Consider the following 23,473-nt stretch of genomic DNA (forward strand, 5'->3'; position numbering starts at 1 on the left):
TGAATACGTAAAAAAAATAACCTTTTTATATCGATTGTCCCTGGTGGGACAAAATTGCTTACTATGTGTAATAAAGAGTTGAGAATTTGGGAGTGGATGTGAGAAGAGCTGCGTTGCGTTTGCCAGGACGTATCGTTTTACTGATGGGGTTGCTATGGGGAGTGTCAAGCTATGCTCATGCAACCGATCTGGAGCTCCAGGTCAGGGGAGTTAAGGGAGCCCTGGCCGAAAATGTGACAGCATATCTCTCATCTCTGGAGCCTGTCGAGCTGGCTCGATGGGCTGGCTTACAACCTCAGCTTGAGAAAAAATCCCGTCAGGCGATGGAGGCTCTGGGCTATTTTCATGCGAAAATCGACCTCAGTCATACGGATCGGCAGTATTTTGTGACGGTTGCAAAGGGAGCGCCGGTACGGGTTTCTAAAGTACAGATCACCCTTGAGGGAGAGGCGAAACAGGATAGTGCCTTTGAAAAGTATCTTGCCAATTTGCCGGTGAAGGTGGGCGATATCCTCGATCAGGGGAAATACCGGACGATAAAGAACAAGCTGGTTGCGCTTGCCTCAAATCGTGGTTATCCGGATGCACAGTTCAGCAAGGCGCAGCTTATCGTTAATCCGCAATCCAACCAGGCACAGCTGCTCCTGACTTTTGATTCCGGGGTGCGCTATCAGTTTGGTGAAATCCGGCTGGACTCACCCTATGACAAACTCCCCTTCATGCAGCAGCTCATCACCATCCGTAGTGGTGAGCCCTATCTTGCCTCTAAGTTGTCGAACCTTGGAGCTGAGCTCTCCCGTACCCAATATTTCCAGCGTACCGAAGTGGTGCCTTTATGGGGGAAGGCCAAGGGCAGGAGAGTGCCGATCCAGATCCACCTTACTCCGAAATCAGCCAATACTGTCGCCGTGGGGGCGGGGTATTCGACCGATGAAGGGCCCAGAATGAAGCTTGAATGGAAAAAGCCCTGGGTAAACGATTATGGGCACAGCTTCAGTAGTGCCATGTCTGTCTCTGCGCCAAAGCAGAAACTGAGCTTCGATTATCAGATCCCGGATGGTAATCCTCTCAATCGCTTCTATAGCTTGCAATCTGGCTATCAACACCTGGATCAGAATGACACCTTCAGCTCCAAGTTTACCGTCGCGGTCAATCATCAGAACCGTCAGGAGCGGGGATGGAGCCGAAATCTTTTTGTCCGCTTGGATCGGGAGATCTATACCCAGGGTGAGGATACTGGTGATTCACTGCTGGTGATCCCCGGAGTGACCTACAGTCGTACCCGATTGCGGGGAGGGATGGATCCCTACTGGGGGGACCGCATGCGCCTGACGGTGGAGGCTGCGCCTCCCGGATGGGGAGCCAATGTGTGGTTGACCAAGGTCTATGGAGAAACCAAGTGGCTACGCCGGCTGGGAGAGAAAAACTATTTCATTACCCGGCTGGAGCAGGGGGCGATTTTTGTGGACGATCCCTCCGAAGTTCCGGCCTCAATGCGCTTTTTCGCCGGGGGGGATCAGAGCGTTCGTGGATTTAGCTATAACAGTATCTCTCCCACCGACTCGACGGGACAACTCAGCGGTGCCCGTTATCTGACAACGGCCAGCCTGGAGTATCAGTATCAGTTTGCCCCCAAGTGGCGGGTGGCGCTATTTGCGGATACCGGAACCGCAACCAACGACTATGAAGAGCCTTTTAAGGTAGGGGTTGGGCCGGGATTGCGCTGGATGACGCCTGTAGGGCCGATTAGTATCGACCTGGCGTTTGGGGTGAGTGAGACAGAGGTACCGGTGCGGATCCACTTTTCGATGGGGCCAGAGCTATGATTCGGTGGCTATGCAAAGGGGTTGCCGTTTTACTCGGACTCATGGTTATTGGTGTTTTTTTGATGCTGGTGACGGCTACCGGGAGCCAGCTGATTTGGAAAACGGCCCGATGGGCGCTCCCTGAACTTAAGGGGGAGTTGGTTCAGGGGAGTGTAATATCAGGTTGGCAGCTCAGGGATCTGAGCTTTGATTCACCGAAGGTGCAACTCAACCTGGGAAAGGTTCAGCTCGAATGGCAGCTATCCCGGTTATTTGAAGGCAAGCTGACGATTCACAAGCTGGCCCTGCAGGGGCTCAATCTTGAGTTGAAAACGGCCCAAAAGCAGGATAAACCTGTTCAGCAGAGCGAGTCTTCCGGCTCTTTCAGTATGCCTATTGAGGTTGAGTTACAAAGGTTTAGCCTCAAGAATGCGGCTCTTAAGCTGCCGGGTCAGCAGGTTAATTTGGATCATCTGTCAATTCAGGCCAGGCTGGACCGGCAGGGCCTCAGGATCATCTCCCTCATGGGGCAGGATCTGAAAATTCATCTGGCTGCTGCCACAGGGGGAGATAGTGTTGAAACTTACCCAAGGCCAGAGGGTGGTTTGAGCCGGCTACAGCTGCCCTGGTTGCAGGCGCCGCTTCCCATTGAGCTTGAACGATTGCAGCTGGATCGGGTGTCTTTGTGGCAGGGGGCGCAGCAGCAGTTTTGGCAACAGGTAGGGCTGGTGGCCAGCTGGCGGGGAAGTGAGATCTCGGTTCCTCAGTTATGGGTGTGGCACGGGGCCCAAAAATTACGCCTCGAAGGGCGGGCTTTGCTGTTGCCTCCCTATATGGTTAATCTGAAGCTCACGGCCCGGAATATGCTGCCTGACCTTCAGGGGTGACGGGGAGAGTTCGTCTGGCGGGAACACTTTCCGATCTCAGGCTGGATCTTGGGTTATCCGGAGCTTTGAAGGCGGCTTTGCGGGGACATGCTGACCTGGAGAGTGCCGACAAATCCTTTGATATGAAGGCGACATGGCAGCCCTTCTCCTGGCCCCTTTCAGGACAGGAGCAGTTATCGATGCAAGGGGGGGAACTCAGTGCGGGGGGCAGCCTTGAGCGGTTCCAGCTTCAGGGCCACAGTGAGTTGTCGACCCCGGTGGTGCAGGGGCTAAAATTTGCACTTAAGGCGGATGGCTCCCCCCGCAAACTGACTTTGTCATCTCTTAAGCTCACTCTTGGGAAGGGGGAGCTTGTGACCCGGGGAGATCTACAGCTAGCTCCCCACTTAAGCTGGAGTGGAGAAACCGAACTCAAACAACTGGATCCGGCTCATTTTGACCCTCAGCTTCCCGGCGCCATCTCGGGGACAGTTAAGAGTCGGTTTGACCTTATCCAGGGCCACTGGCAGCTGGCCATTGCGGATTTAGCGCTCAACGGGGAGCTTCGTGGCTACCCGCTGCGCAGCAGTGGAGGAGCGAGCCTCAATGAGCGTTTTCAGTGGCAGGCAGATGCTCTGAACCTTGAGACGGGTGATAACCGGGTGCGCCTCGATGGCTCGCCCTTTAAGGGCAGGGGCTGAACATCCAGATCTATGCTCCGAATCTGGATGAGCTCTATCCCTCTGCAGGGGGAGGACTGCTTGGCGAGCTTAAACTTCGTCAGGGGCAAGAGAGCTTGCTGGAGTACCGGCTCAGGGGCAGTAAGCTAAAATTTCAGAGCTGGCAGCTATCATCCCTGAAAATAGCTGGTTCTCAGAAGTTATCGGGAGATTACCAGGGGCACTCAAGTGTTGAGTTGGAGCAGCTCAGGCAGGCAGATACCCTGCTTGAAACTCTTCAGCTCAGGGGCGATGGAAATCTCAGACATCAGCAGCTAAGCCTGGATATTCAGGGTAAACCCATAAGTGGTCACCTGAGCCTGAAGGGGGATTACAGTAAACCACTTTGGCACGGAGAGCTTGCCAAAGGTTGGCTGAATACTCAGGTCGGTCGCTGGCAATTGGAAAAACCTCTGACCATCACGTTGGATCTTCTATCCAGGCAGTTAAAACTGTCTGCTCAGTGCTGGAGATCCAATCCATCCTCCTTGTGTTTGGAGCCTGTGGTTGCCTCTCCTAAACAGGGGCAGCTCCAATTTAAACTCAGTAACTTTTCACTTAAGCGCCTTGGATTTGCTCTTCCGGAAAAGGTGAGTATTGAGAGTGTGTTAGGAGCCTCGGGGCGTTTTCAATGGCAACAAGGCCTGTCACCCTCAGGAGGGCTCAAGCTGGCGCTCTCCTCAGGAAAATTGCAGGCTCAGAACTTTGAAGCTGCGTTTAAGGGACTGAACCTGGATGTAGCTCTTGCTCAGGATCGTTTGAACTCAAGGCTCGATTTTGAGTCGGACCAGCTGGGTAAGGCTAGAGTGGATCTGCTGATAAGTCAGCTCCAGAGTGAACGCAATCTTCAGGGCGAGTTCAAACTCTCCGGGGTGGAGCTGGAAGCTCTCAAACCATTTATCCCTGGACTCAGTGAGCTTTCAGGAGCAGTCGATGCTCAAACTCGTATCGGCGGGACACTTAAGCAGCCCCTGGTTTACGGGGCGATTCACCTCAAGCAGGGAGAACTGATCCAGGCGCAACATATGGTGAGCTTAAGTGACTGGCAGGCCACCCTTAAACTTGACGGGAGCAGTGCTTCCCTTGAGAGCCGAATGAAAGCGGGTCAGGGTTCACTTGCACTCAGTGGTGATGCAAGTTTTGAGGAGCAGCAGCTTTCGGGAGAGCTTCGAATCAAGGGAGACAATGCGCAGGTACAGTACCCGGGAATGGCATCGGCGAAAATCTCTCCAGATCTAAGGCTCGAACTGGGTAAAGAGATCAAGCTCACCGGGCAGCTGACGATCCCATGGGCCCGGATTGCGATCAAGACGTTACCTAAGAGTGCGGTGCCTGTTTCTAACGATTTGATGATCGTAAAAAATGGCAGACTGGTTAAAGAAGATCAGCCAGAAGTGCCGCTATCGATGCGGTTGAAAATAGTGCTGGGAGATGATGTTCGTCTTGAGGCGATGGGGCTTAAGAGTAATCTCGGGGGAGCGCTGACCCTGAGACAGCAGCCGAACAAGCCGATGACAGGTAGTGGTGAAATTGAGATCATTGATGGAACCTATAAAGCCTACGGCCAGGATCTGCAGATCGATGATGGTAAGCTATTTTTTGCGGGGCCCCTGGATGATCCCAATGTGCAGATCAAGGCCCAGCGTCCTGCAAGCTCGATTGAGGGGGATGTTCAGGTATGGATCGAGCTTTCGGGATCTGCCAATGATCTTCAGGCAAAACTGATGTCTGATCCTGATATGAGCGATGCTGAAAAGCTCTCTTATCTTTTGAGGGGCCGGGGTTTTGATCAGGAAGACAGCGGGCAGCAAAATGCGATGCTGGGTGCCCTTTTGGTAAACCAGGGGATCGATCGGGCCGGGGGCCTGGTTGAGGGGATCGTCGGTAAATTCGGGGTCTCGGATGTAGGGGTGGATACCATGGGGACCGGGGACAACACCCAGGTTGCGATCAGTGGCTATCTCTCTCCGAAACTTCGTTTGAGCTATGGTATGGGTGTTTTCTCGACCTTCAGTGAGCTGCAGCTTCGCTATGAGCTTTTGCCTAAGCTGTATCTGCAGGCGGCCAGTGGTGTGGCCCAGGCCCTTGATCTCCTGTATCAGTTTGACTTTTAGGCTGAGCCTAATCAACCTCAGATCTGCATAAGCGCTTCCTTTTCAAGCCGAGACATTCGGATGCTCGGCTTCTTTTCCTGGAAGATATATGCAATGAGGCCAGCAAGGAGATTCACCATAAAGCTGATGCAGCTACGATGCCGTGAGTGTTCTATCTGAGAGATGTTCTTCAGCTGATCAAAGACGGTTTCAATGATGAAGCGTTTGCGGAGCATCAGCTTATCCCATAGCCGCATCAACTTTGGTTTCATATTCTTCCTGATGCTGGTAATTAATGTGACCCCTTGGTCTGCCAGCTCTTCTGCAAGTGGTCCTGAAATATAGCCTTTATCTCCATAGAGTGAACCCCAGAGCTGCTCGCACATTTCAGGAAGAGGAGTTCTGTCATCAACATTGGCTGGGGTTAATTTGACCGAGATAACACCACCTTGATCATTGATGATAAGGTGCAATTTAAATCCATAAAACCACCCCATGGTTCCTTTGCCACGCTTGGCAGCACCTTGAAATACTTGATGTCGAGGGATGCGAAGGTTATGGCAAACCTGAAGTTTTGTTGAGTCGACGAATGCAATCCCAGTAGGTTTTGCTTGTCTGTGGGTGAGATAGGAGCACAAAGGGACAAGGGTCGTTTGCATCAATTTCAACATCCGGGTGTAACTCACCAGGCCGGGGAACTCGCTTTTCCAGTACTTACATACGAACTGAAGATAATAGGATTTAAAGTCTCGGAATCCCAAGCGATGGAATGCGATGACGATGGTCATCACTTCACTGACAGCCAGGCGAGAGGGTCTGTTCCGCTGCTTCACACCTAAGGAGATCTGCTGTTTTTGCCAAGCGGGTAGAAAGACCTGACAGAAATCATCGACATCAACGAAAATAGCTTCTAAATTGATCATGCCCAAGCTCCTTGGCGATTGATGGTTCTGGACAAACGATCAGATCGCAGCTTGGGCTTTTAGTTCCCCTCTTATGCGCAGCTCAGGTTAATCAGGCTGGTAACTCTGGAGAAACTCCTCCAGCTCTCTGGAGGGAAGGGGGTAGCTTCCCAGATACCCCTGGAAATTATGGCAGCCTAGTTTCTTCAGGGTGGCTAGCTGCTCCGGGGTTTCGACGCCTTCTGCGGTGATCTCAAAACCAAATGCCTCCCCAAGTGAGAGGATGGCACTCACCATCACCTCATCCTGGGGATTTTCTAACAGGGTTTTAATAAAGGCCTGATCCAGTTTGACCTCATCGGCCGGGAGCTCTTTGAGATAGACAAGTGAGGAGTGACCCGTGCCAAAATCATCGATAGATAGCATGAAACCCAGCTCCTTAAGCTGAGAAAGCTTATGCTGTGCCTCCAGGTGATCTTCGAGGATCACATTTTCGGTGATCTCCAGCTTGACTGTTTTCGGATCGATTTCGGCATCGGCAAAAACATCCTGAAGCTCTTTGATAAAGCCCGGCATATGAAAGTGACGAGTGCTGATATTGATCGCCATGCTGGGGATGTGAAGGCCAAGGTGTTGCCAATAGGCGAGCTGTGCTGCAGATTTTTTGAGGACCCACTGGCTGATGTCACAGATCTGATTGGTCTCTTCGGCGATGGGGATGAAGTATCCGGGAGAGATGGCCTCATTGTCTTTCGAAAACCAACGCAGTAATACTTCAATCCCGACCAGTTGCCGCTCACCCACGGTGAATTGAGGCTGGAAATAGAGTTCCAGCTCCTCCTGGAGCAGGGCCTGGCGCAGCTGACTACGAAGCGTCATCCGCTGGTGGGTATCCTGGCTAATGTTGGGCTCAAAATAGCTGAACTTCCCCCGGTGGACGCCCTGTTTGGCGTGGTGAAGAGCGGCGTCGGCGAACTGCATTAACTCCTGAGGGTTTTGGGTTTGCTCGGGATACAGAGCAATTCCTATGGTGGCGCTGACATGGATCTGTGATTCAAACAGCTGAAAGGGTTTTTCGAGCAAAGAGAGTAACTCGGTTGCATGATGTTTGGTTTTTAGTCGGGTTGCAAGCTTCTGCTGGCTTGGCTCTTCGATAACCAGAGCGAAGAGATCGCTTGAGATTCGGGCCGAGAGTATCTGCTCATTGCTGTGCTCGCGGATCCGACTTGCCAGCTGTTGCAGCAATTGATCACCTGCACTATGCCCCAGAGAGTTGTTGATGCTCTGAAAGTGGTCGATATCCAGTAGCAGTAATCCTCCATGGGCGGAGCTCTTCTCCAGCTTTTGATGCAGTGTTGCCAATAGGGCATTGCGGTTATAAAAACCTGTGAGCGGATCAAGTGTACTCAGTTGCTCTATCTGTTTTTGGTGTTTGGTTTGTTCGCTGATATCTGCCATGTTGCAGATATAGGACTGGAGTTGCAGCTCATTATCATAGATGGGGGTCACAGTCATGAACTGAGGATAAAGATAGCCATCCTGGTAGGTACATTGAACTTCTCCCTGCCAGTAGCCATGAATTTCAATCGACTCTTTAACGCTTTCGTAGAAGATATCGCCATAGAAGCCGGGACGGATCTCCCGAAAATGTTTATCCAGCAAGGCCCTGGGAGGATAACCGCTGATCCGGCTCCAGGCTTTGTTGGAGAGCTGAATGATAAACTCTTTATCCAGGATGATCATCGCATTGAGGCTCTCGAAGGCCGCAGCTCCAATCTGCAGGGCCCTGTGTTGCTGGAAGTAGTAGAGTTCACTACTGGCGTGCTCCGAGGCCAGCTCCAGAAGATTGCGCAGCGCAATAGGATCGGCAATGGGCTCATCAAACAGCAGTGAGATAAGACCTATAACCTGGTTGTGCGGGGTATACAGAGAGATCCCGGCATAGGCAGTAAAGGCTTTGCTCCCCTCCAATAGTTGTCCGGGAAACTCCAGCTCACCACCATCTTCGATGAGTAGCCAATGCTGTTGCTGCTGCAGTGTGAGCAGATGATCAGTTCCTGTGATGCAAAATGCCGGCTGCAGCTCCTGGTGGCCTGCATGGGCCAGGGACTGAAGCTGTGGGGGCTCTGAGAGCTCCAGGTACTCACTGACGACGACCCGGCAGGCCCCGGTCAGGCCATTGAGTAAGATCGCCAGGTTTTCAAAATAGAGTTGACCCCGTTTATCTGCCAGCAGGGTCAGCAGCTCTGGTGTCGACTCCCTGGACGGAGGTGTATCCAGGGAGTCGAGAGTCATCAAGCGGTGGGTGATGGGAGCTAGACGATTTGAGATCTCCTTTGCCAGGGTGCGTTCACTCGAATCAAAATTTTTTTTATGCAGGTAATCCAGTGTAAGAAAAAGTTGTGGGAGCTGGGTGTCAGAATCACCGATTTCAATATCCATTCGGCTGGCAAGGGGTGGATTATCCAGATAGTCAAACCCCTTGAGCAGGGGTTGGCTTGCGGGTTCACTAAAGGTCATCAGACTCCTTTGATGAAGTCCTTTGAGGTAACGGGGCTTACTCTCCATGGAGCCCAGAGAAGGCAGTTGCCCCAGCTGATAGATGGGGTGAAATAGTTCATGCTGCTCTTGATGTTGCCAGAGCACCAGGCGATCGGGTCCCAGAAAGTAGTTCAGATATTGGATCAGGTATTGGGCCATGATGAGTTGTTGGGCGGCCGGGGCCTGGGCTGGGATCTCGGGAAGCAGACAGGCCAGGCCATTTTGCTGCTGTTGTGCTTTTTCGAGGCTTTGAGATTGAATCTGGACCAACCAGCGGTGATTGGACAGAGGATGCCACATCAGGCTAAACAGCAGATCGCTTCGCTCCATCAGCCAACATCCGGGCCGCATGGTCCGGTTTAATTGCTGCCAGTGACTCACCTCATCTGGGGTTAAGCTGTTTAACCAGCTTGCCAGATCCGATTGAAAGCCCAAATCTTCAGTCACACATAAGGGGCTGGATCCGAGATCGTTCATCTGTTGCAGTTCGGTATCGATGAGCCAGAAACTTTGGGAGTCTTGTGAGGCAGAAGAGATTGCAGGCAGTGTATCCATACGAGAGCCATTTTTGATTTTCTTCACATACAGCATAGCCCTTGTATTTATAAATCGGCGGCAAAAATCTGACTTGTGGAATTTGACCTGCAGTCAGCTTTTTGTGCCTGTGGCACAATTGTCCGGCCGCGGATGCTGCACATGGATGTGCGAATGTAGCGATAGCCATGGATGGTGTTAGCTACCTTCGGGTTAGGCCGTTCTCAGGCATCCTGCCTTCCTCGGCATTGATACATCCTGTATGGCAGAGATGCTCACCCAGTCCCCCTAACAACCCCGAGGGAGCCCCTCGATTCGCGTTGATCCTCAGAGCCACTGGTTTTATGAGATACGCAGAAACGAGCCATTCATGGCTCGACCCTGCTTTCAGGATATTCATATCCTTCAATCTCAAACACCAACGTGACCCTTCGGTGCGAATCAAAGGGGAGTTTAAACCCCGTGAGCAAGCTCCGAGGCGAACTATAAACCCACTATTGTTGTTTTCGAGACAGGGTGGAATTGCTCCCGGAGCAATGAAACGCGAGGAATGGATACCGAGCTGGTAGGATTATCAGGGATGATAATCGCCGAGCCACGCAGGTCGATGTCGGGAACATCGTTCCGAAGTGAGTTTTTGATTACTTTTGGCGATACAAAGTAATGTGCTGCCGGCACCCCGGCATATGCAGCGTAGCTGCAAAAAGGCTATCCGTAGGATAAAAATGCAGTTTGACCTGCGGTCAGCAGTTTTGTGCCTGTGGCACAACTGTCCGGCCGCGGATGCTACACAAGGATGTGCGAATGTAGCGGTAGCCATGGATGGCGCTAGCGATCTACGGGTAAGGGGGAGATAGCTCCCCTTACCCGTCAGCCTTGCTGACGCAGTGGCCCCAGTCGGGTGAAGAAGTGCTGGCAGCGTTTGCGGTTGTTAAAATGGGTCTTTTTGATCGCATGAAAACGTAACCTTGGATCATCGGCCCGGGTCTGCTGCTGATGTTGCTCCAGGATGTGGATCATCGGGGCGGCGGCCAGTGGGGTACTGAGAATGGTGGTCAGGGTAAATTCACAGGTCTCTGGCCCAAAGAACAGCTCCAGCTGATCGACACTGCGATAAAAGGCGGTCAGTTGCTCCGGGTGGGCGTAGCCCCGACGCAGTGATTTTAGAAGCTCTGAGAGGGTTTGATGCAGCTGGCGGATCCCTTGTCGGTATCCATGGTGGCTACGCAGGGCCAGTAGGTCATCAAAGTCGATCTGTGCCAGATCACGGGGTAGCTTAAGATGGATATCCATATGAAAGCTATCGAAACCGGTGCGGTTGTGATAGCTGGACTCCGAGAGGTGGAGCAGCCGGTCCAGGTAATCATGATCAGTAATTAGGCAGTGGCCCGACTCAAGAGACCATTCATGGGCAAGACGCATCGACAATAAGTTGGCCAGGCGTTTGGGAAGCAGGATCCCCTCGGGATGAATGGAAGCAAACCCTTTCTCAATGCAGAACTGTTGCAGAGGTTCCAGCCCGGGTTGCGAGGGCCACAGATAGTCATGATTGTCAGCTTGTTGCCAGCGAGCGATGAGTTCAGGGTTGCCAAATACCTTGTGACGACGAAACTGAGGGCTCAGCAGAGAGCTGAGCTGCTGGATCAATGGCTGACTGTATCTATTGAACTGCTCGGGTTCGGGAAGCTCTCCCAGGAGATCGGTATTTTGGGTGAGAGACTCGACTCTCTGACTGAGGGACAGGGGCTCAGTGGTACGTGAGGTAAAACTCAGTTTGTCCAGGTAGAGGAGGGCAAACTTGAGCCAGAGATCGTCGCGAACTTCGAGACCCGGATAATAGATAAAATGATTCATAAGTCGAGCTAGTGTCTTAGAGCGGCTTTTTGAGCTAAAGGTGGGAATATACTGGCTATTTGGTGTGGGAGCAACTGAGCATATTTTGGGTGACGGCTCTCTTATGTTCAACTGGTCCTGGATGGTTACTCGTAACGCTGAGGTATTGCTGATTCAGGAGTATCTCAGCAGGCCCTTTGAGGTAGAAATATGAACTGGCTGATGGATTAAAGGTGATCAATTTGTCATTTCATATTAAAATTACCCTATCAAGTGACAACCCCCTTTTGAGTGATACAAAGGGGGTTGCGCTTTTATTGTCAGCATTAAAAGTATGTGGATGTGTTGAAATGAACAGAATTCCGATGACAGTTCGTGGTGCAGAGAAGCTACGAGAGGAGCTGGAACACCTGAAATCGGTCAGGCGTCCAGAGATTATCCAGGCGATTGCTGAAGCTCGTGAGCACGGTGATCTGAAGGAGAATGCCGAATATCACGCCGCCCGTGAACAGCAGGGCTTCTGTGAGGGGCGGATCCAGGAGATCGAGGCGAAGCTCTCTTGTGCTCAGGTGATTGATGTCACCAAGCTTCCCAATCATGGCCGCGTCGTCTTTGGGACGACAGTGAAGGTGTATAAGACCGACACAGATCAGGAGCTGACCTATCAGATCGTCGGAGATGATGAATCCGATATCAAGCAGAACCGGATCTCGGTGAACTCGCCAATTGCGCGTGCCTTGGTTGGCAAAGAGGTCGATGATGTGGCTGTGGTGATGACACCTGCAGGTGAAGTCGAATACGAAGTGGTTGAGGTAGATTACATCTAACTGCAGCAGAAGATGCAATAAGGCCGGATTGAGATCCGGCCTTATTTGGTTTTAAGCCTTGGGAAGCTTGATCTTTTGCTCGTCGCTGGGACGATACATCACCAGAGTGTGGCCGATGACCTGCACCTTGGATGCGTTAGTTTCACGCAGGATCGCTTCGATGACCAGCTTTTTGGTTTCACGATCTTCGGTAGCAACCTTCACCTTGATCAGCTCATGGTGAGTGAGTGCTAACTCGATCTCGGCAATAACGCCTTCGGTCAGTCCGTGTTGACCCAGTAACACTACCGGCTTGAGGTGATGCGCAAGCCCCTTGAGGTGCTGTTTCTGTTTTGTAGTCAGAGAAATCATCAACTTTCTTGAAATTGTGGGTTGAAAAGAGAACATTCTACCCCCATCTGCCCTTTATTACACTAATCCTTGGGATTTATTAACCTCAATGGGAAAGAAAAAACAGTCAGCCAGCTCTAAGCGTTGGTTGAAAGAACATTTCGATGACCCCTTTGTGCGCCAGGCACAAAAGCAGGGGCTTCGCTCACGGGCTGCATTTAAGCTCGATGAGATCCAGCAAAAAGACACCCTGATAAAGCCCGGGATGACGGTGGTCGACCTTGGAGCCGCTCCGGGAGGCTGGTCCTTTTATGCCGCAGAACAGATCGGTGGCCAGGGGAAAGTGATCGCTTGCGATATCCTTCCTATGGATCCCATCGTGGGGGTGGATTTTCTTCAGGGAGATTTTCGTGAAGAATCTGTTCTCAATGCCCTGCTTGAGCGGGTTGGTGGTGATAAGGTCGATGTGATCCTTTCGGATATGGCCCCGAATATGAGTGGTAATCCCGGAGTCGATCAGCCAAAATCCATGTATCTCGTTGAATTAGCTCTTGAAATGTGCCGGGATGTTCTGGCGACCAAGGGCAGTTTTATCGTCAAAGTGTTTCAGGGGGATGGCTTTGATGCCTACCTCAAACAGGTTCGCGAACTCTTCAGTTCGGTGCGGATCCGCAAACCTGAATCCTCGCGGGCTCGTTCTCGTGAAGTCTACATTGTGGCTAGCGGTTTTAAACTGTAGTACCCTAATCCACGTTTAACTCAATTAATTGTATCCAGCGAGGTCTACGAATTTGAACGACATGGCGAAAAACCTAATTTTGTGGTTGGTAATCGCCGTTGTATTGATGTCGATCTTTCAGAGTTTTAGCCCAGGGAAGACATCGGGACAACAGCTAGATTACTCGACTTTCATTCATGATGTGAACAAGAACCAGATCCAGGAAGTTCATATCAATGGCCAGTCGATAAACGGTTTGAAGAAAAGCGGTGATCGCTTTACCACGACAGTGCCAATGCACGATCCACAGTTGCTGGATGATCTGTTGAACAATAATGTTCGTGTCGTTGGTGTGCCGCCAGCTGAGCCAAGCCTGCTGACATCGATCTTCATCTCCTGGTTCCCAATGCTGCTGCTGATCGGTGTGTGGATCTTCTTCATGCGCCAGATGCAGGGTGGTGGGGGCAAGGGTGCCATGTCCTTCGGTAAGAGTAAGGCACGCCTGATGGGAGAAGATCAGGTCAACACTACTTTCGCGGATGTCGCCGGTTGTGACGAAGCCAAGGAAGAGGTGGGTGAGCTGGTGGATTACCTTCGTGATCCAAGCCGCTTCCAGAAGCTGGGCGGCCGTATTCCAACCGGTATCCTGATGGTAGGACCTCCCGGAACCGGTAAGACCTTGCTGGCTAAGGCGATTGCCGGTGAAGCCAAGGTACCCTTCTTCACCATCTCTGGTTCTGACTTCGTTGAGATGTTTGTCGGTGTGGGTGCCTCGCGGGTACGGGACATGTTTGAGCAGGCTAAGAAGTCCGCTCCCTGTATTGTATTCATCGATGAAATTGATGCGGTTGGTCGTCAGCGTGGCGCCGGTTTGGGAGGTGGTCACGACGAGCGTGAGCAGACTCTGAACCAGATGCTGGTTGAGATGGATGGTTTCGAAGGAAACGAAGGGATCATCGTTATTGCCGCAACCAACCGTCCCGATGTTCTGGATCCGGCACTACTGCGTCCCGGTCGCTTTGACCGCCAGGTGGTGGTGGGTCTTCCGGATGTACGAGGCCGTGAGCATATCCTCAAGGTCCACATGCGCAAGGTGCCCCTGGGTGACAATGTTGAGCCTGCAGTGATCGCGCGCGGAACTCCTGGCTTCTCAGGCGCGGATCTGGCGAACCTGGTGAATGAAGCAGCTCTGTTTGCCGCCCGTGGTAACAAGCGTGTTGTTGCCATGGAGGAGTTCGAGAAGGCCAAAGATAAGATCATGATGGGCGCCGAGCGTAAGTCCATGGTGATGACCGAGGATCAGAAAGAGGCGACCGCCTACCACGAGGCGGGACATGCTATCGTCGGTCGTCTGATGCCGGATCATGATCCTGTGTACAAGGTGAGTATCATTCCACGGGGACGTGCCCTGGGTGTGACCATGTATCTTCCTGAGCAGGATAGGGTTAGTCACTCCAAGCAGTATCTTGAGTCGATGATCTCCAGCTTGTATGGCGGGCGAATTGCCGAAGAGCTGATCTATGGTGCCGAAAAGGTATCAACCGGTGCTTCAAATGACATCGAGCGGGCAACCGATATTGCTCGCAAGATGGTGACCCAGTGGGGCTTTTCCGAAAAGCTTGGTCCGCTTCTCTATGCAGATGAAGAGGGTGAGGTCTTCTTAGGACGCAGTGCTGCCAAGAGTAAGCATATGTCCGATGAGACGGCTCACCTTATCGATGCCGAGATCAAGGAGCTGGCGGATCGTAACTACCAGCGGGCACTGAAGATCCTTGAGGATAACCGCGACATCCTGCAAACCATGAAGGATGCGCTGATGAAGTATGAAACCATTGATGCCAAGCAGCTTGATGATCTGATGGCGCGTCGCGAGGTACGCCAGCCCGAGGAGTGGGGACGCGATGACAGCAATGGACCATCCTCCGAGACCAAACCGGATGCGGATGATGAGCCTAAGCAGGAGTCTGAGTCTCAGCCACCGAAGGACAATCTGGATGAACCATCGGATGTTCCTGTGAAGTAACCACAGGCCGTCGAATGCGATAACCCCGGGGTCACTCCCGGGGTTTTTTATTCGTAACCTGGGCTAAACTCGTTGTGGCTGGTGACTTGAACAGCCAGCAGTGACTCGTTTAAAGGAGCGATAAAGTGGCGGTGTTTAATTTCTCTGACAAATCTCTGGATCTGACAACCCCCCGGGTGATGGGGATCCTTAATGTAACCCCGGATTCATTCTCTGACGGGGGCCAGTTTTCCAGCTATGCCAAGGCGCTGGAGCGTGCCCGGCAGATGGTCGCTGATGGCGCCAGCATTATTGATATTGGCGGAGAGTCGACCCGGCCTGGTGCGGCTGAGGTGACACAAGCTGAGGAGCTGGAGCGGGTGATCCCTTTGGTAGAGGCGATAACCCGGGAGCTGGATGTGTTGGTGTCGGTGGATACCAGCAAGCCACAGGTGATCTGTGAAGCTGCAGCGGCAGGCGCCCACCTGATTAATGATGTGCGAGCGCTGCAGGAGCCCGGGGCATTGGAGGCTGCGGCACAATCGGGGTTGCCGGTCTGCCTGATGCATATGCAGGGTCAGCCGAGAACCATGCAGCAGCAGCCCAGTTACCGGGATCTGCTTGTTGAAATAGAAGAGTTTTTTGAACAACGAATCGCAGCTTGTGCCACAGCAGGGATCTCCCGTGAAAAGATTTTGCTGGACCCCGGGTTTGGATTTGGCAAGACTCTGGAGCATAATTACCAGCTACTTGGGCAACTAGAGTATTTTCATCAGCTCAAGTGCCCGCTGCTGGTGGGGATGTCCCGCAAATCTATGGTGGGTAACCTGCTGGATCGCCCGGTTGAGGAGCGTTTGGCCGGGAGCCTTGGCTGCGCGGCCATCGCCCTGCTGAAAGGCGCCCGGATCATCCGGGTCCACGATGTGAAAGAGACCTATGATCTGCTGCGAGTGATTGAGACGACCCGGCAGTATGCTGACGAGGGTATTTTTTCTGAAGGCTCATTTTGAGCCAAGAGATTTGATGGGGTGGTAAATCTTGATGACAGCTGTTGATTCCTGGTTTAGCCAGCCCTGCTGCTAACAATAGATGATTAATAAATTGGACTTAAGAAGACAATGACACGTAAATATTTTGGTACTGATGGTATCCGTGGCAAGGTGGGTGAGCATCCTGTCACTCCGGATTTTGTATTGAAGCTTGGCTGGGCTGCAGGCCGGGTCCTGTCTCGCCAGGGCTCGCGTAAGGTGTTGATCGGCAAGGACACCCGGATCTCAGGCTACATGATGGAGTCTGCCCTTGAGGCGGGGTTGTCGGCTGCTGGCTTAAAAGCGGCCCTGCTAGGACCTATGCCCACTCCGGCGGTTGCCTATCTGACTCGCACCTTCCGCGCCGAGGCTGGCATCGTGATTAGTGCCTCCCATAACCCTTATTATGATAACGGGATCAAATTCTTCTCTGCCGATGGCAGCAAGCTTCCCGATGAGCTTGAGCAGGAGATAGAGCAGTATCTTGAGCAACCCATTGAGTGTGTTGAGTCCGGTGAGCTTGGCAAGGCGCTGCGTATCGATGATGCTGCTGGGCGTTATATTGAGTTTTGTAAGGGCACCTTCCCGGCTCAGGAGAGCTTGGAAGGCCTCAAGATCGTGGTGGACTGTGCCCATGGGGCGACCTATCACATCGCGCCTGCCGTCTTCTCTGAACTGGGCGCCGAGGTGATTGCCATGGGGGTTGAACCCGATGGCCTTAACATCAATGAAAAAGTGGGGTCAACCGCACCGGATGCCCTGATAGAGCGGGTTCTTGCCGAAGAGGCCGATCTGGGGGTTGCTCTGGATGGGGATGGCGACCGATTGATCCTGGTGGATCAGAAGGGAGTGCTGATCGATGGCGATGAGATCCTCTATATCATCGCCCGTCATCTATTGTGCCAGGGGCGACTCAATGGCGGGGTTGTGGGCACTCAGATGGCTAACCTCGGGCTGGAGCTGGCGCTTAAAACACTGGGAATCCCCTTTGCCCGTGCCAAGGTGGGGGACCGTTATGTGATGGAGATGCTCAAAGAGCGCGGCTGGACCCTGGGCGGGGAGAACTCCGGGCATATTATTTGTCTTAATCAAACCACCACAGGTGATGGCATTGTTGCCGCGCTACAGGTGCTGGCGGCGATGCGTGAGTCTGGGCTCTCTTTATATGAGCTTCGTAGCGGCATGAACAAGTTCCCTCAGGTGCTCGTCAATGTGCGTTATAAAGGGGGCAGCATCAACCCACTGGAGAGCCAAGGCGTGCAAGATGCGGTGCAGGCAGTGGAGCAGGAGCTTGGAGAGCGTGGCCGGGTCTTGTTGCGTAAGTCAGGAACAGAGCCGCTTATTCGGGTGATGGTTGAGGGTGAGCAGCAAGAGCAGGTTCAGCAGTTGGCGCAAAAAATTGCTCAACAGGTTGAATTGGCTGGAAAATAATCTGAATCAGGGCTTTTATTAATCATTGAGCCAGGGTTTGTTTGTTAACTGAGCAGTTAAACATTTTTTTTAATTTTTTGCTTGTAACGGCGACCGGGTCTGGTTAGTATTAGCCCCGCTTCGGAGGGAACGGTGAACGGGGCTTGAGAAAAGAGTCTTGTTTCGAACAAAGATCTGTTAGAGTTCCTGAAGGTATAGTGAGGAATTTGATCTTTTAAACTCTAGAGCGAGTGCAGGTTAATGTACGAGATACTGTTGATTTTATACCTGCTGGTTGCGATTGCTTTGATAGCTCTCGTTTTGATACAGCAGGGTAAAGGTTCTGAGATGGGAGCCTCTTTCGGCTCAGGTGCTTCATCCACTTTGTTTGGCGCATCGGGTTCAGGAAACTTCCTAACCAGAACGACATCGGTACTTGCCTTCTTTTTTGTAGTGATTAGCCTGGTTCTGACCAATATGTCGGGTCATGCTAAGAAGGCCGAAAGCGAGTGGGATAACCTCTCTCAGCCGGCGGTTAAGCAAGAGAGCGTAACCAAGCAAGTGCAGGTGGCTCAGGAGAAAAAAGCTCCTGAAACACTCCCGGTCAAGGACAGCGATGTTCCGGTAAGTACCGAGAGTAAGAAGTAATAAAGGTTTTAGCCGAGGTGGTGGAATTGGTAGACACGCTATCTTGAGGGGGTAGTGCCTGTATGGGCGTGCGGGTTCAAGTCCCGCTCTCGGCACCAAATTTCAAACTGAGCATTGATTGTAAGACTGAGTTTGAATCACTTTAGAGTGAAGAGTTTATGGACGCGGGGTGGAGCAGTCTGGTAGCTCGTCGGGCTCATAACCCGAAGGTCGTCGGTTCAAATCCGGCCCCCGCAACCAAGTCTATGGTTTGGCAGGCTCTTGCTTGTCAAACCTATTTGCGTTTATGGCGCAAAGGGTCCAGTTATAAAAGCCCCGACTTGATCGGGGCTTTTTATTATCTGAGCATTTTATGTCGTTATGCAGGGCTTTGTTTTAGCCCTTTTCTGTATGGGGGTGGTTTTTGGCTACGCTGGAACAACGTTTGGTTGAGCTGTTGGAGGCACCAGTTGAAGCTCTCGGCTTTGAGCTGCTGGGAGTTGAGTTTGTGCGTGCGGGGAAGCATTCAACCCTGCGTGCCTATATTGATCGTGAAGGCGGGATCACCGTCGATGACTGCGCGGAAGTGAGCTATCAGATAAGCTCGGTGCTGGATGTCGAAGATCCGATCACGACGGCTTATAATCTGGAGGTTTCCTCTCCTGGGCTCGAGCGTCCTCTGTTCAAGCTGGCACATTACCAAACCTTTATCGGCCACGATGTAATGCTGATGCTGAGGATGGCTGTGGGTAACCAACGTAAGTTTAAAGGGCAGATCAAAGCGGTTGATGGCGAAATGATCACCGTGATGGTTGATGGTAAGGATGAAGTCTTTGCTTTCTCGAATATTCAGAAGGCAAATTTAGTTCCGAATTTTGATTAACGAGGCAATCGGAAATGAATAAAGAGATTTTGCTGGTTGTAGATGCTGTTTCAAACGAAAAATCAGTTCCTCGTGAGAAAATTTTCCAGGCGTTGGAGACTGCACTCGCGACTGCGACCAAAAAGAAATACGAGGGTGACATCGAGGTTCGTGTAAGTATCGATCGCGAAACCGGTGACTTTGATACCTTCCGTCGCTGGATGGCTGTTGATGAAGAGCAGGGTGTACAGAACCCTTATCGCGAGATCACGCTTGAGGCGGCACAGTTTGAAGATCCCGCTCTGAATGCCGGTGATTATGTTGAGGAACAGATTGAATCTGTTACCTTCGATCGCATCACGACCCAGACCGCCAAGCAGGTGATCGTCCAGAAGGTTCGTGAAGCCGAGCGTGCTCAGGTGATCGAGCAGTTCATTGACCACGAGGGTGAGATCATTACCGGGGTGGTGAAAAAATCCAGCCGTGACAATGTGATCATGGACCTGGGCAACAATGCCGAGGCTGTCATCGGTCGTGGCGATCTACTGCCACGTGAAAGTTTCCGTCCGGGAGATCGGGTTCGCGGCCTGCTGTTTGCTGTTCGTCCTGAGGCACGTGGTGCGCAGTTGTTTGTTAGCCGCTCTAACCCTCAGTTCCTTAAGGAACTGTTCCGCATCGAAGTGCCTGAGATTGGTGAAGAGCTAATCGAGCTGATGGGTGCTGCCCGTGATCCGGGTTCACGCGCCAAGATTGCCGTTAAAACCAATGATAAGCGCATCGATCCGGTGGGAGCTTGTGTCGGGATGCGTGGTGCACGTGTTCAGGCGGTCTCCGGTGAACTGGGTGGCGAGCGTATCGACATCGTGCTGTGGGATGATAATCCTGCACAATTTGTTATCAACGCGATGGCCCCGGCTGAAGTGGCTTCTATCGTGGTTGATGAAGACGCTCATATCATGGACATTGCCGTGGAGTCTGAAAACCTGGCTCAGGCGATCGGTCGTAACGGTCAAAACGTGCGTCTTGCATCTCAGCTGACCGGCTGGGAGCTCAATGTGATGACGGTTGAAGAAGCCAAGGCGAAGCACCAGGCGGAAGCGGATAAGGCGGTTGGCGAGTTTGAAGATGCCCTGGGCATTGATGAAGATTTCGCAACCCTGCTGATCGAAGAAGGATTCACCAGCCTGGAAGAGATCGCTTATGTGCCTATGAATGAGCTGCTGGCTCTGGATCTTGAGCAAGAGATGGTTGAAGAGCTGCGTCAGCGGGCCAAAGATGCTCTGACTACCCGGGCATTGGCACAGGAGGTCTCTTTGGAGGAGGCGCATCCTTCTGAAGAACTACTCAACTTGCCAGGCATGGAACGTGCTTTTGCTTATGCGCTGGCAGCTAAGGGAATCACAGATCTGGAAGGCCTGGCTGAGCAGGGTATCGATGATCTGAGTGATATTGAAGAGCTTTCTCAAGAGCAGGCGGGCGAATTGATCATGGCTGCTCGTAACATCTGCTGGTTTGGGGATGAGTAATCGTAGCAGATCAACGGAGGTAATGAATGGCGGACGTATCAGTAAAGCAACTTGCTACTGACATCGACACACCGGTTGATCGTCTTCTGTCGCAATTTGTCGAGGCAGGGATTGAAAAGACGGCGGGAGATATGGTGACTGAGCAGGAAAAAACAACCTTGCTCAACCACTTGAAAAAGCAGCATGGTGCCAGCGACTCGGCACCGGCGCGCATGACCCTGAAGCGCAAAACCAAGAGTACCCTGAGTGTGCCGGGTACCGGTGGTAAGAGTAAGTCGGTTCAGGTTGAAGTTCGTAAGAAGCGTACCTATGTACGCCGTACTGCTCTGGAAGAGGAGCAGAAGCAGCAAGCTGAAGAGCAGGCGAAGCGTGAGGCCGAAGAGCAGGCCAAGCGTGAGGCCGAAGAGCAGGCGAAGCGTGAGGCCGAAGAGCAGGTGAAGCGTGAAGCCGAAGAGCAGGCGAAGCGTGAAGCCGAAGAGCAGGCGAAGCGTGAGGCCCAAGAGCAGGCGAAGCGTGAAGCCCAAGAGAAGGCAGAGCGTGAAGCGCAGGAGCAGGCGAAGCAACAGGCCGAGGGTAAGGTCGAGCAGCAGTCCAAGCCTGAACAGGAAAAATCGACAAGGGACTTAATGCAAACGACCGAGCAAGAGGCAACCAAGCAGATGGCTAGCCATGATGAAACTGCACTAAAACAGAAACAAGAAGAAGAAGCGCTGCGTAAGGCGGAAGCTGAAGCACAGCGTAAGGCCGAAGAGGCACGTCGCCTGGCCGAAGAGAATGAGCAGCGTTGGAAAGAGGAAGAGGAAGCGCGTAAGCGTAACGAAGCTCAATCTGACTACCATGTCACGACTTCGGCCTATGCTCGTGAAGCTGAAGACAAGCAGGATCAGGACGAGGAGCGCAAGCCGGCACGTAAGCGTGCACCAAGTGCTGCTGCTCGTAAGACCAAAGAGACCAATGAGCGCGGTGCTCGTGGTAAGCGTGGTAAGCGCGATCGTAATAAGAAAGGCGGTCGTGATACTCGTGATAACAAGTCTCCTTCAACGCTGCAGCACGGCTTTAATAAGCCAGCCCAGCCGGTTGAGCGCGATGTGAAGATCGGAGAGACCATCACAGTTGCCGAGCTGGCGCAGAAGATGGCTGTCAAGGCAACAGAAGTGATCAAGGTGATGATGAAGATGGGCGCGATGGCGACTATCAATCAGGTTATCGATCACGAGACGGCAGTTCTGGTGGGTGAAGAGATGGGCCATAAGGTCATCGTCACCAAAGAGAACGCTCTGGAAGAGACGGTAATGCAGGATCGGGATACCGAAGCGTCTGCAGTGCCGCGTGCGCCGGTTGTGACCATAATGGGTCACGTTGACCATGGTAAAACCTCCCTGCTGGATTATATCCGTAAGGCCAAGGTTGCCGATGGTGAGGCGGGTGGTATTACCCAGCACATCGGTGCTTATCACGTTGAAACAGACAACGGCATGATCACCTTCCTGGATACTCCGGGACACGCGGCCTTTACCGCGATGCGTGCTCGTGGTGCCGATGCGACAGATATCGTAGTTTTGGTGGTTGCGGCCGATGATGGGGTGATGCCTCAGACTATCGAAGCGATTCAGCATGCTCGTGCAGCCAAGGTGCCTCTGATCATCGCGGTCAACAAGATTGATAAAGAGGAAGCGGATCCGGATCGTGTTAAGAACGAGCTGGCTCAGCATGACGTTATCCCTGAAGAGTGGGGCGGCGATCACATGTTTGTTCACGTCTCTGCGAAGGCGGGAACCAACATCGATGGACTGCTGGAAGCAATTCTGCTGCAGGCCGAGGTTCTCGAGCTGACCGCTGTTCCTGAGGGAATGGCAAGCGGCATAGTGATCGAATCTCGCCTGGACAAGGGGCGTGGTCCTATCGCTTCCATCCTGGTGCAATCAGGTAGCCTGAAGAAGGGTGATATCCTGCTGTGTGGTCAGGAGTATGGACGAGTTCGTGCGATGCGTGACGAGCTGGGCCGTGAAGTGACCGAGGCTGGTCCTTCGATTCCGGTTGAGATCCTGGGTCTGTCCGGTGTGCCATCGGCGGGTGATGAAGCGACCGTGGTTCGTGACGAGCGTAAGGCGCGTGAAGTGGCACTGTATCGTCAGGGCAAGCTGCGTGAAGTTAAACTGGCGCGCCAGCAGAAGGCTAAGCTTGAGAACATGTTTGCTAACATGGCCGAGGGTGAGGTTTCTGAACTGAACGTCGTTCTTAAGTCGGACGTACAGGGTTCTCTGGAAGCTATCTCTGACTCTCTGGTGAAGCTGTCAACTGATGAAGTCAAGGTTAAGATTGTTGGCTCCGGTGTTGGTGGTATCACCGAAACCGATGCAACTCTGGCTGCGGCATCCAACGCGATCGTACTGGGCTTTAACGTCCGTGCCGATGCTTCTGCCCGTAAGGTGGTAGATGCGGAGCATATCGATCTGCGTTACTACAGCGTCATCTATGACCTGATTGATGAAGTTCGTCAGGCGATGAGCGGCATGCTGGCTCCTGAGTTTAAGCAGCAGATCATCGGTCTGGCCGAGGTTCGTGACGTATTCCGTTCACCGAAGATCGGCTCCGTTGCCGGCTGTATGGTGACCGAGGGCGTGGTCAAGCGTAACAACCCAATCCGCGTGCTGCGCGATAACGTGGTTATCTACGAGGGCGAGCTTGAGTCCCTGCGTCGCTTCAAAGATGATATGCCTGAAGTTAAGTCTGGTTACGAGTGTGGTATCGGTGTTAAGAACTACAACGACGTTAAAGTCGGTGACCAGATCGAAGTTTATGAAACAGTTGAGGTGAAGCGCGAGCTGTAAGGCGCGCTTAGCTCTTGGA

Annotated in this window: 17 protein-coding genes and 2 tRNA genes; 15 read left to right on the top strand and 4 right to left on the bottom strand. The window is 52.5% G+C overall.

The features are described 5' to 3' along the window. The first annotated feature begins 98 nt into the window (after positions 1-98). The 4 genes from tamA (at position 99) to DB847_RS06860 (ending at position 5,504) form a co-directional block, all read left to right on the top strand. On the top strand, positions 99-1,826 hold the full coding sequence (tamA, locus tag DB847_RS06845; protein WP_159084432.1) for an autotransporter assembly complex protein TamA: 1,728 nt from the start codon (positions 99-101) through the stop codon (positions 1,824-1,826). Continuing rightward, on the top strand, positions 1,823-2,692 hold the full coding sequence (locus tag DB847_RS06850) for a hypothetical protein (protein WP_108650007.1): 870 nt from the start codon (positions 1,823-1,825) through the stop codon (positions 2,690-2,692). The genes tamA and DB847_RS06850 overlap by 4 nt, the downstream gene beginning before the upstream one ends. Further along, a complete protein-coding gene (locus DB847_RS06855; protein ID WP_108650008.1) occupies positions 2,689-3,372 on the top strand; it encodes a hypothetical protein in 684 nt (227 codons plus the stop codon). Before DB847_RS06850 ends, DB847_RS06855 begins: the two co-directional genes overlap by 4 nt. A 95-nt stretch (positions 3,373-3,467) precedes the next feature. After that, entirely contained in the window at positions 3,468-5,504 is a 2,037-nt protein-coding gene (locus tag DB847_RS06860; protein WP_108650009.1) for a translocation/assembly module TamB domain-containing protein, read from the top strand. 17 nt (positions 5,505-5,521) lie between these two features. Here DB847_RS06860 and DB847_RS06865 read toward each other — a convergent pair whose 3' ends face one another. The 3 genes from DB847_RS06865 to DB847_RS06875 form a co-directional block, all read right to left on the bottom strand. Continuing rightward, entirely contained in the window at positions 5,522-6,406 is an 885-nt protein-coding gene (locus tag DB847_RS06865; RefSeq protein WP_108650010.1) for an IS982 family transposase, read from the bottom strand. 87 nt (positions 6,407-6,493) lie between these two features. Then, positions 6,494-9,481 (bottom strand): putative bifunctional diguanylate cyclase/phosphodiesterase, encoded by a 2,988-nt coding sequence (locus DB847_RS06870; RefSeq protein WP_159084433.1) that lies wholly within the window; start codon positions 9,479-9,481, stop codon positions 6,494-6,496. 849 nt (positions 9,482-10,330) lie between these two features. Beyond that, positions 10,331-11,314 (bottom strand): hypothetical protein, encoded by a 984-nt coding sequence (locus DB847_RS06875; protein ID WP_108650012.1) that lies wholly within the window; start codon positions 11,312-11,314, stop codon positions 10,331-10,333. A 329-nt stretch (positions 11,315-11,643) separates the two neighbouring features. Between DB847_RS06875 and greA the strand changes: the two genes are divergently transcribed. Beyond that, positions 11,644-12,120: a transcription elongation factor GreA gene (gene greA / locus DB847_RS06880; protein ID WP_108650013.1), complete on the top strand. Its 477-nt coding sequence runs from the start codon at positions 11,644-11,646 to the stop codon at positions 12,118-12,120. Positions 12,121-12,171: 51 nt separating this feature from the next. Here greA and yhbY read toward each other — a convergent pair whose 3' ends face one another. Next, the gene (yhbY, locus tag DB847_RS06885) at positions 12,172-12,468 is read right to left on the bottom strand and encodes a ribosome assembly RNA-binding protein YhbY (RefSeq protein ID WP_108652924.1); all 297 of its coding nucleotides are present in this window, start codon (positions 12,466-12,468) and stop codon (positions 12,172-12,174) included. Positions 12,469-12,559: 91 nt separating this feature from the next. On the opposite strand from yhbY, the gene rlmE reads away from it, so the two are divergent. From rlmE to infB, 10 genes are all read left to right on the top strand, one after another. Next, positions 12,560-13,189, top strand: coding sequence for a 23S rRNA (uridine(2552)-2'-O)-methyltransferase RlmE (rlmE, locus tag DB847_RS06890; RefSeq protein ID WP_108650014.1), 630 nt, complete (start codon positions 12,560-12,562; stop codon positions 13,187-13,189). 52 nt (positions 13,190-13,241) lie between these two features. Continuing rightward, entirely contained in the window at positions 13,242-15,191 is a 1,950-nt protein-coding gene (gene ftsH / locus DB847_RS06895) for an ATP-dependent zinc metalloprotease FtsH (protein WP_108650015.1), read from the top strand. A 179-nt stretch (positions 15,192-15,370) separates the two neighbouring features. After that, positions 15,371-16,180 carry a dihydropteroate synthase gene (folP, locus tag DB847_RS06900; protein ID WP_108652925.1) on the top strand — a complete coding sequence of 270 codons (810 nt, stop codon included), beginning with the start codon at positions 15,371-15,373 and terminating at the stop codon, positions 16,178-16,180. A 108-nt stretch (positions 16,181-16,288) separates the two neighbouring features. Beyond that, positions 16,289-17,629, top strand: coding sequence for a phosphoglucosamine mutase (glmM, locus tag DB847_RS06905; RefSeq protein WP_108650016.1), 1,341 nt, complete (start codon positions 16,289-16,291; stop codon positions 17,627-17,629). Between the two features lie 240 nt (positions 17,630-17,869). After that, positions 17,870-18,256, top strand: coding sequence for a preprotein translocase subunit SecG (secG, locus tag DB847_RS06910; protein WP_108650017.1), 387 nt, complete (start codon positions 17,870-17,872; stop codon positions 18,254-18,256). Positions 18,257-18,267: 11 nt separating this feature from the next. Then, positions 18,268-18,354, top strand: a tRNA-Leu gene (locus tag DB847_RS06915). Between the two features lie 65 nt (positions 18,355-18,419). Next, positions 18,420-18,496 (top strand) — tRNA-Met (locus DB847_RS06920). Positions 18,497-18,659: 163 nt separating this feature from the next. Then, entirely contained in the window at positions 18,660-19,118 is a 459-nt protein-coding gene (gene rimP / locus DB847_RS06925) for a ribosome maturation factor RimP (RefSeq protein WP_108650018.1), read from the top strand. A 14-nt stretch (positions 19,119-19,132) separates the two neighbouring features. Continuing rightward, positions 19,133-20,623 carry a transcription termination factor NusA gene (gene nusA / locus DB847_RS06930; protein WP_108650019.1) on the top strand — a complete coding sequence of 497 codons (1,491 nt, stop codon included), beginning with the start codon at positions 19,133-19,135 and terminating at the stop codon, positions 20,621-20,623. 26 nt (positions 20,624-20,649) lie between these two features. Further along, a complete protein-coding gene (infB, locus tag DB847_RS06935) occupies positions 20,650-23,454 on the top strand; it encodes a translation initiation factor IF-2 (protein ID WP_108650020.1) in 2,805 nt (934 codons plus the stop codon). Positions 23,455-23,473 lie beyond the last annotated feature (19 nt).

The sequence above is a fragment of the Dongshaea marina genome, assembly GCF_003072645.1.
Taxonomy (GTDB): Bacteria; Pseudomonadota; Gammaproteobacteria; order Enterobacterales; family Aeromonadaceae; genus Dongshaea; species Dongshaea marina.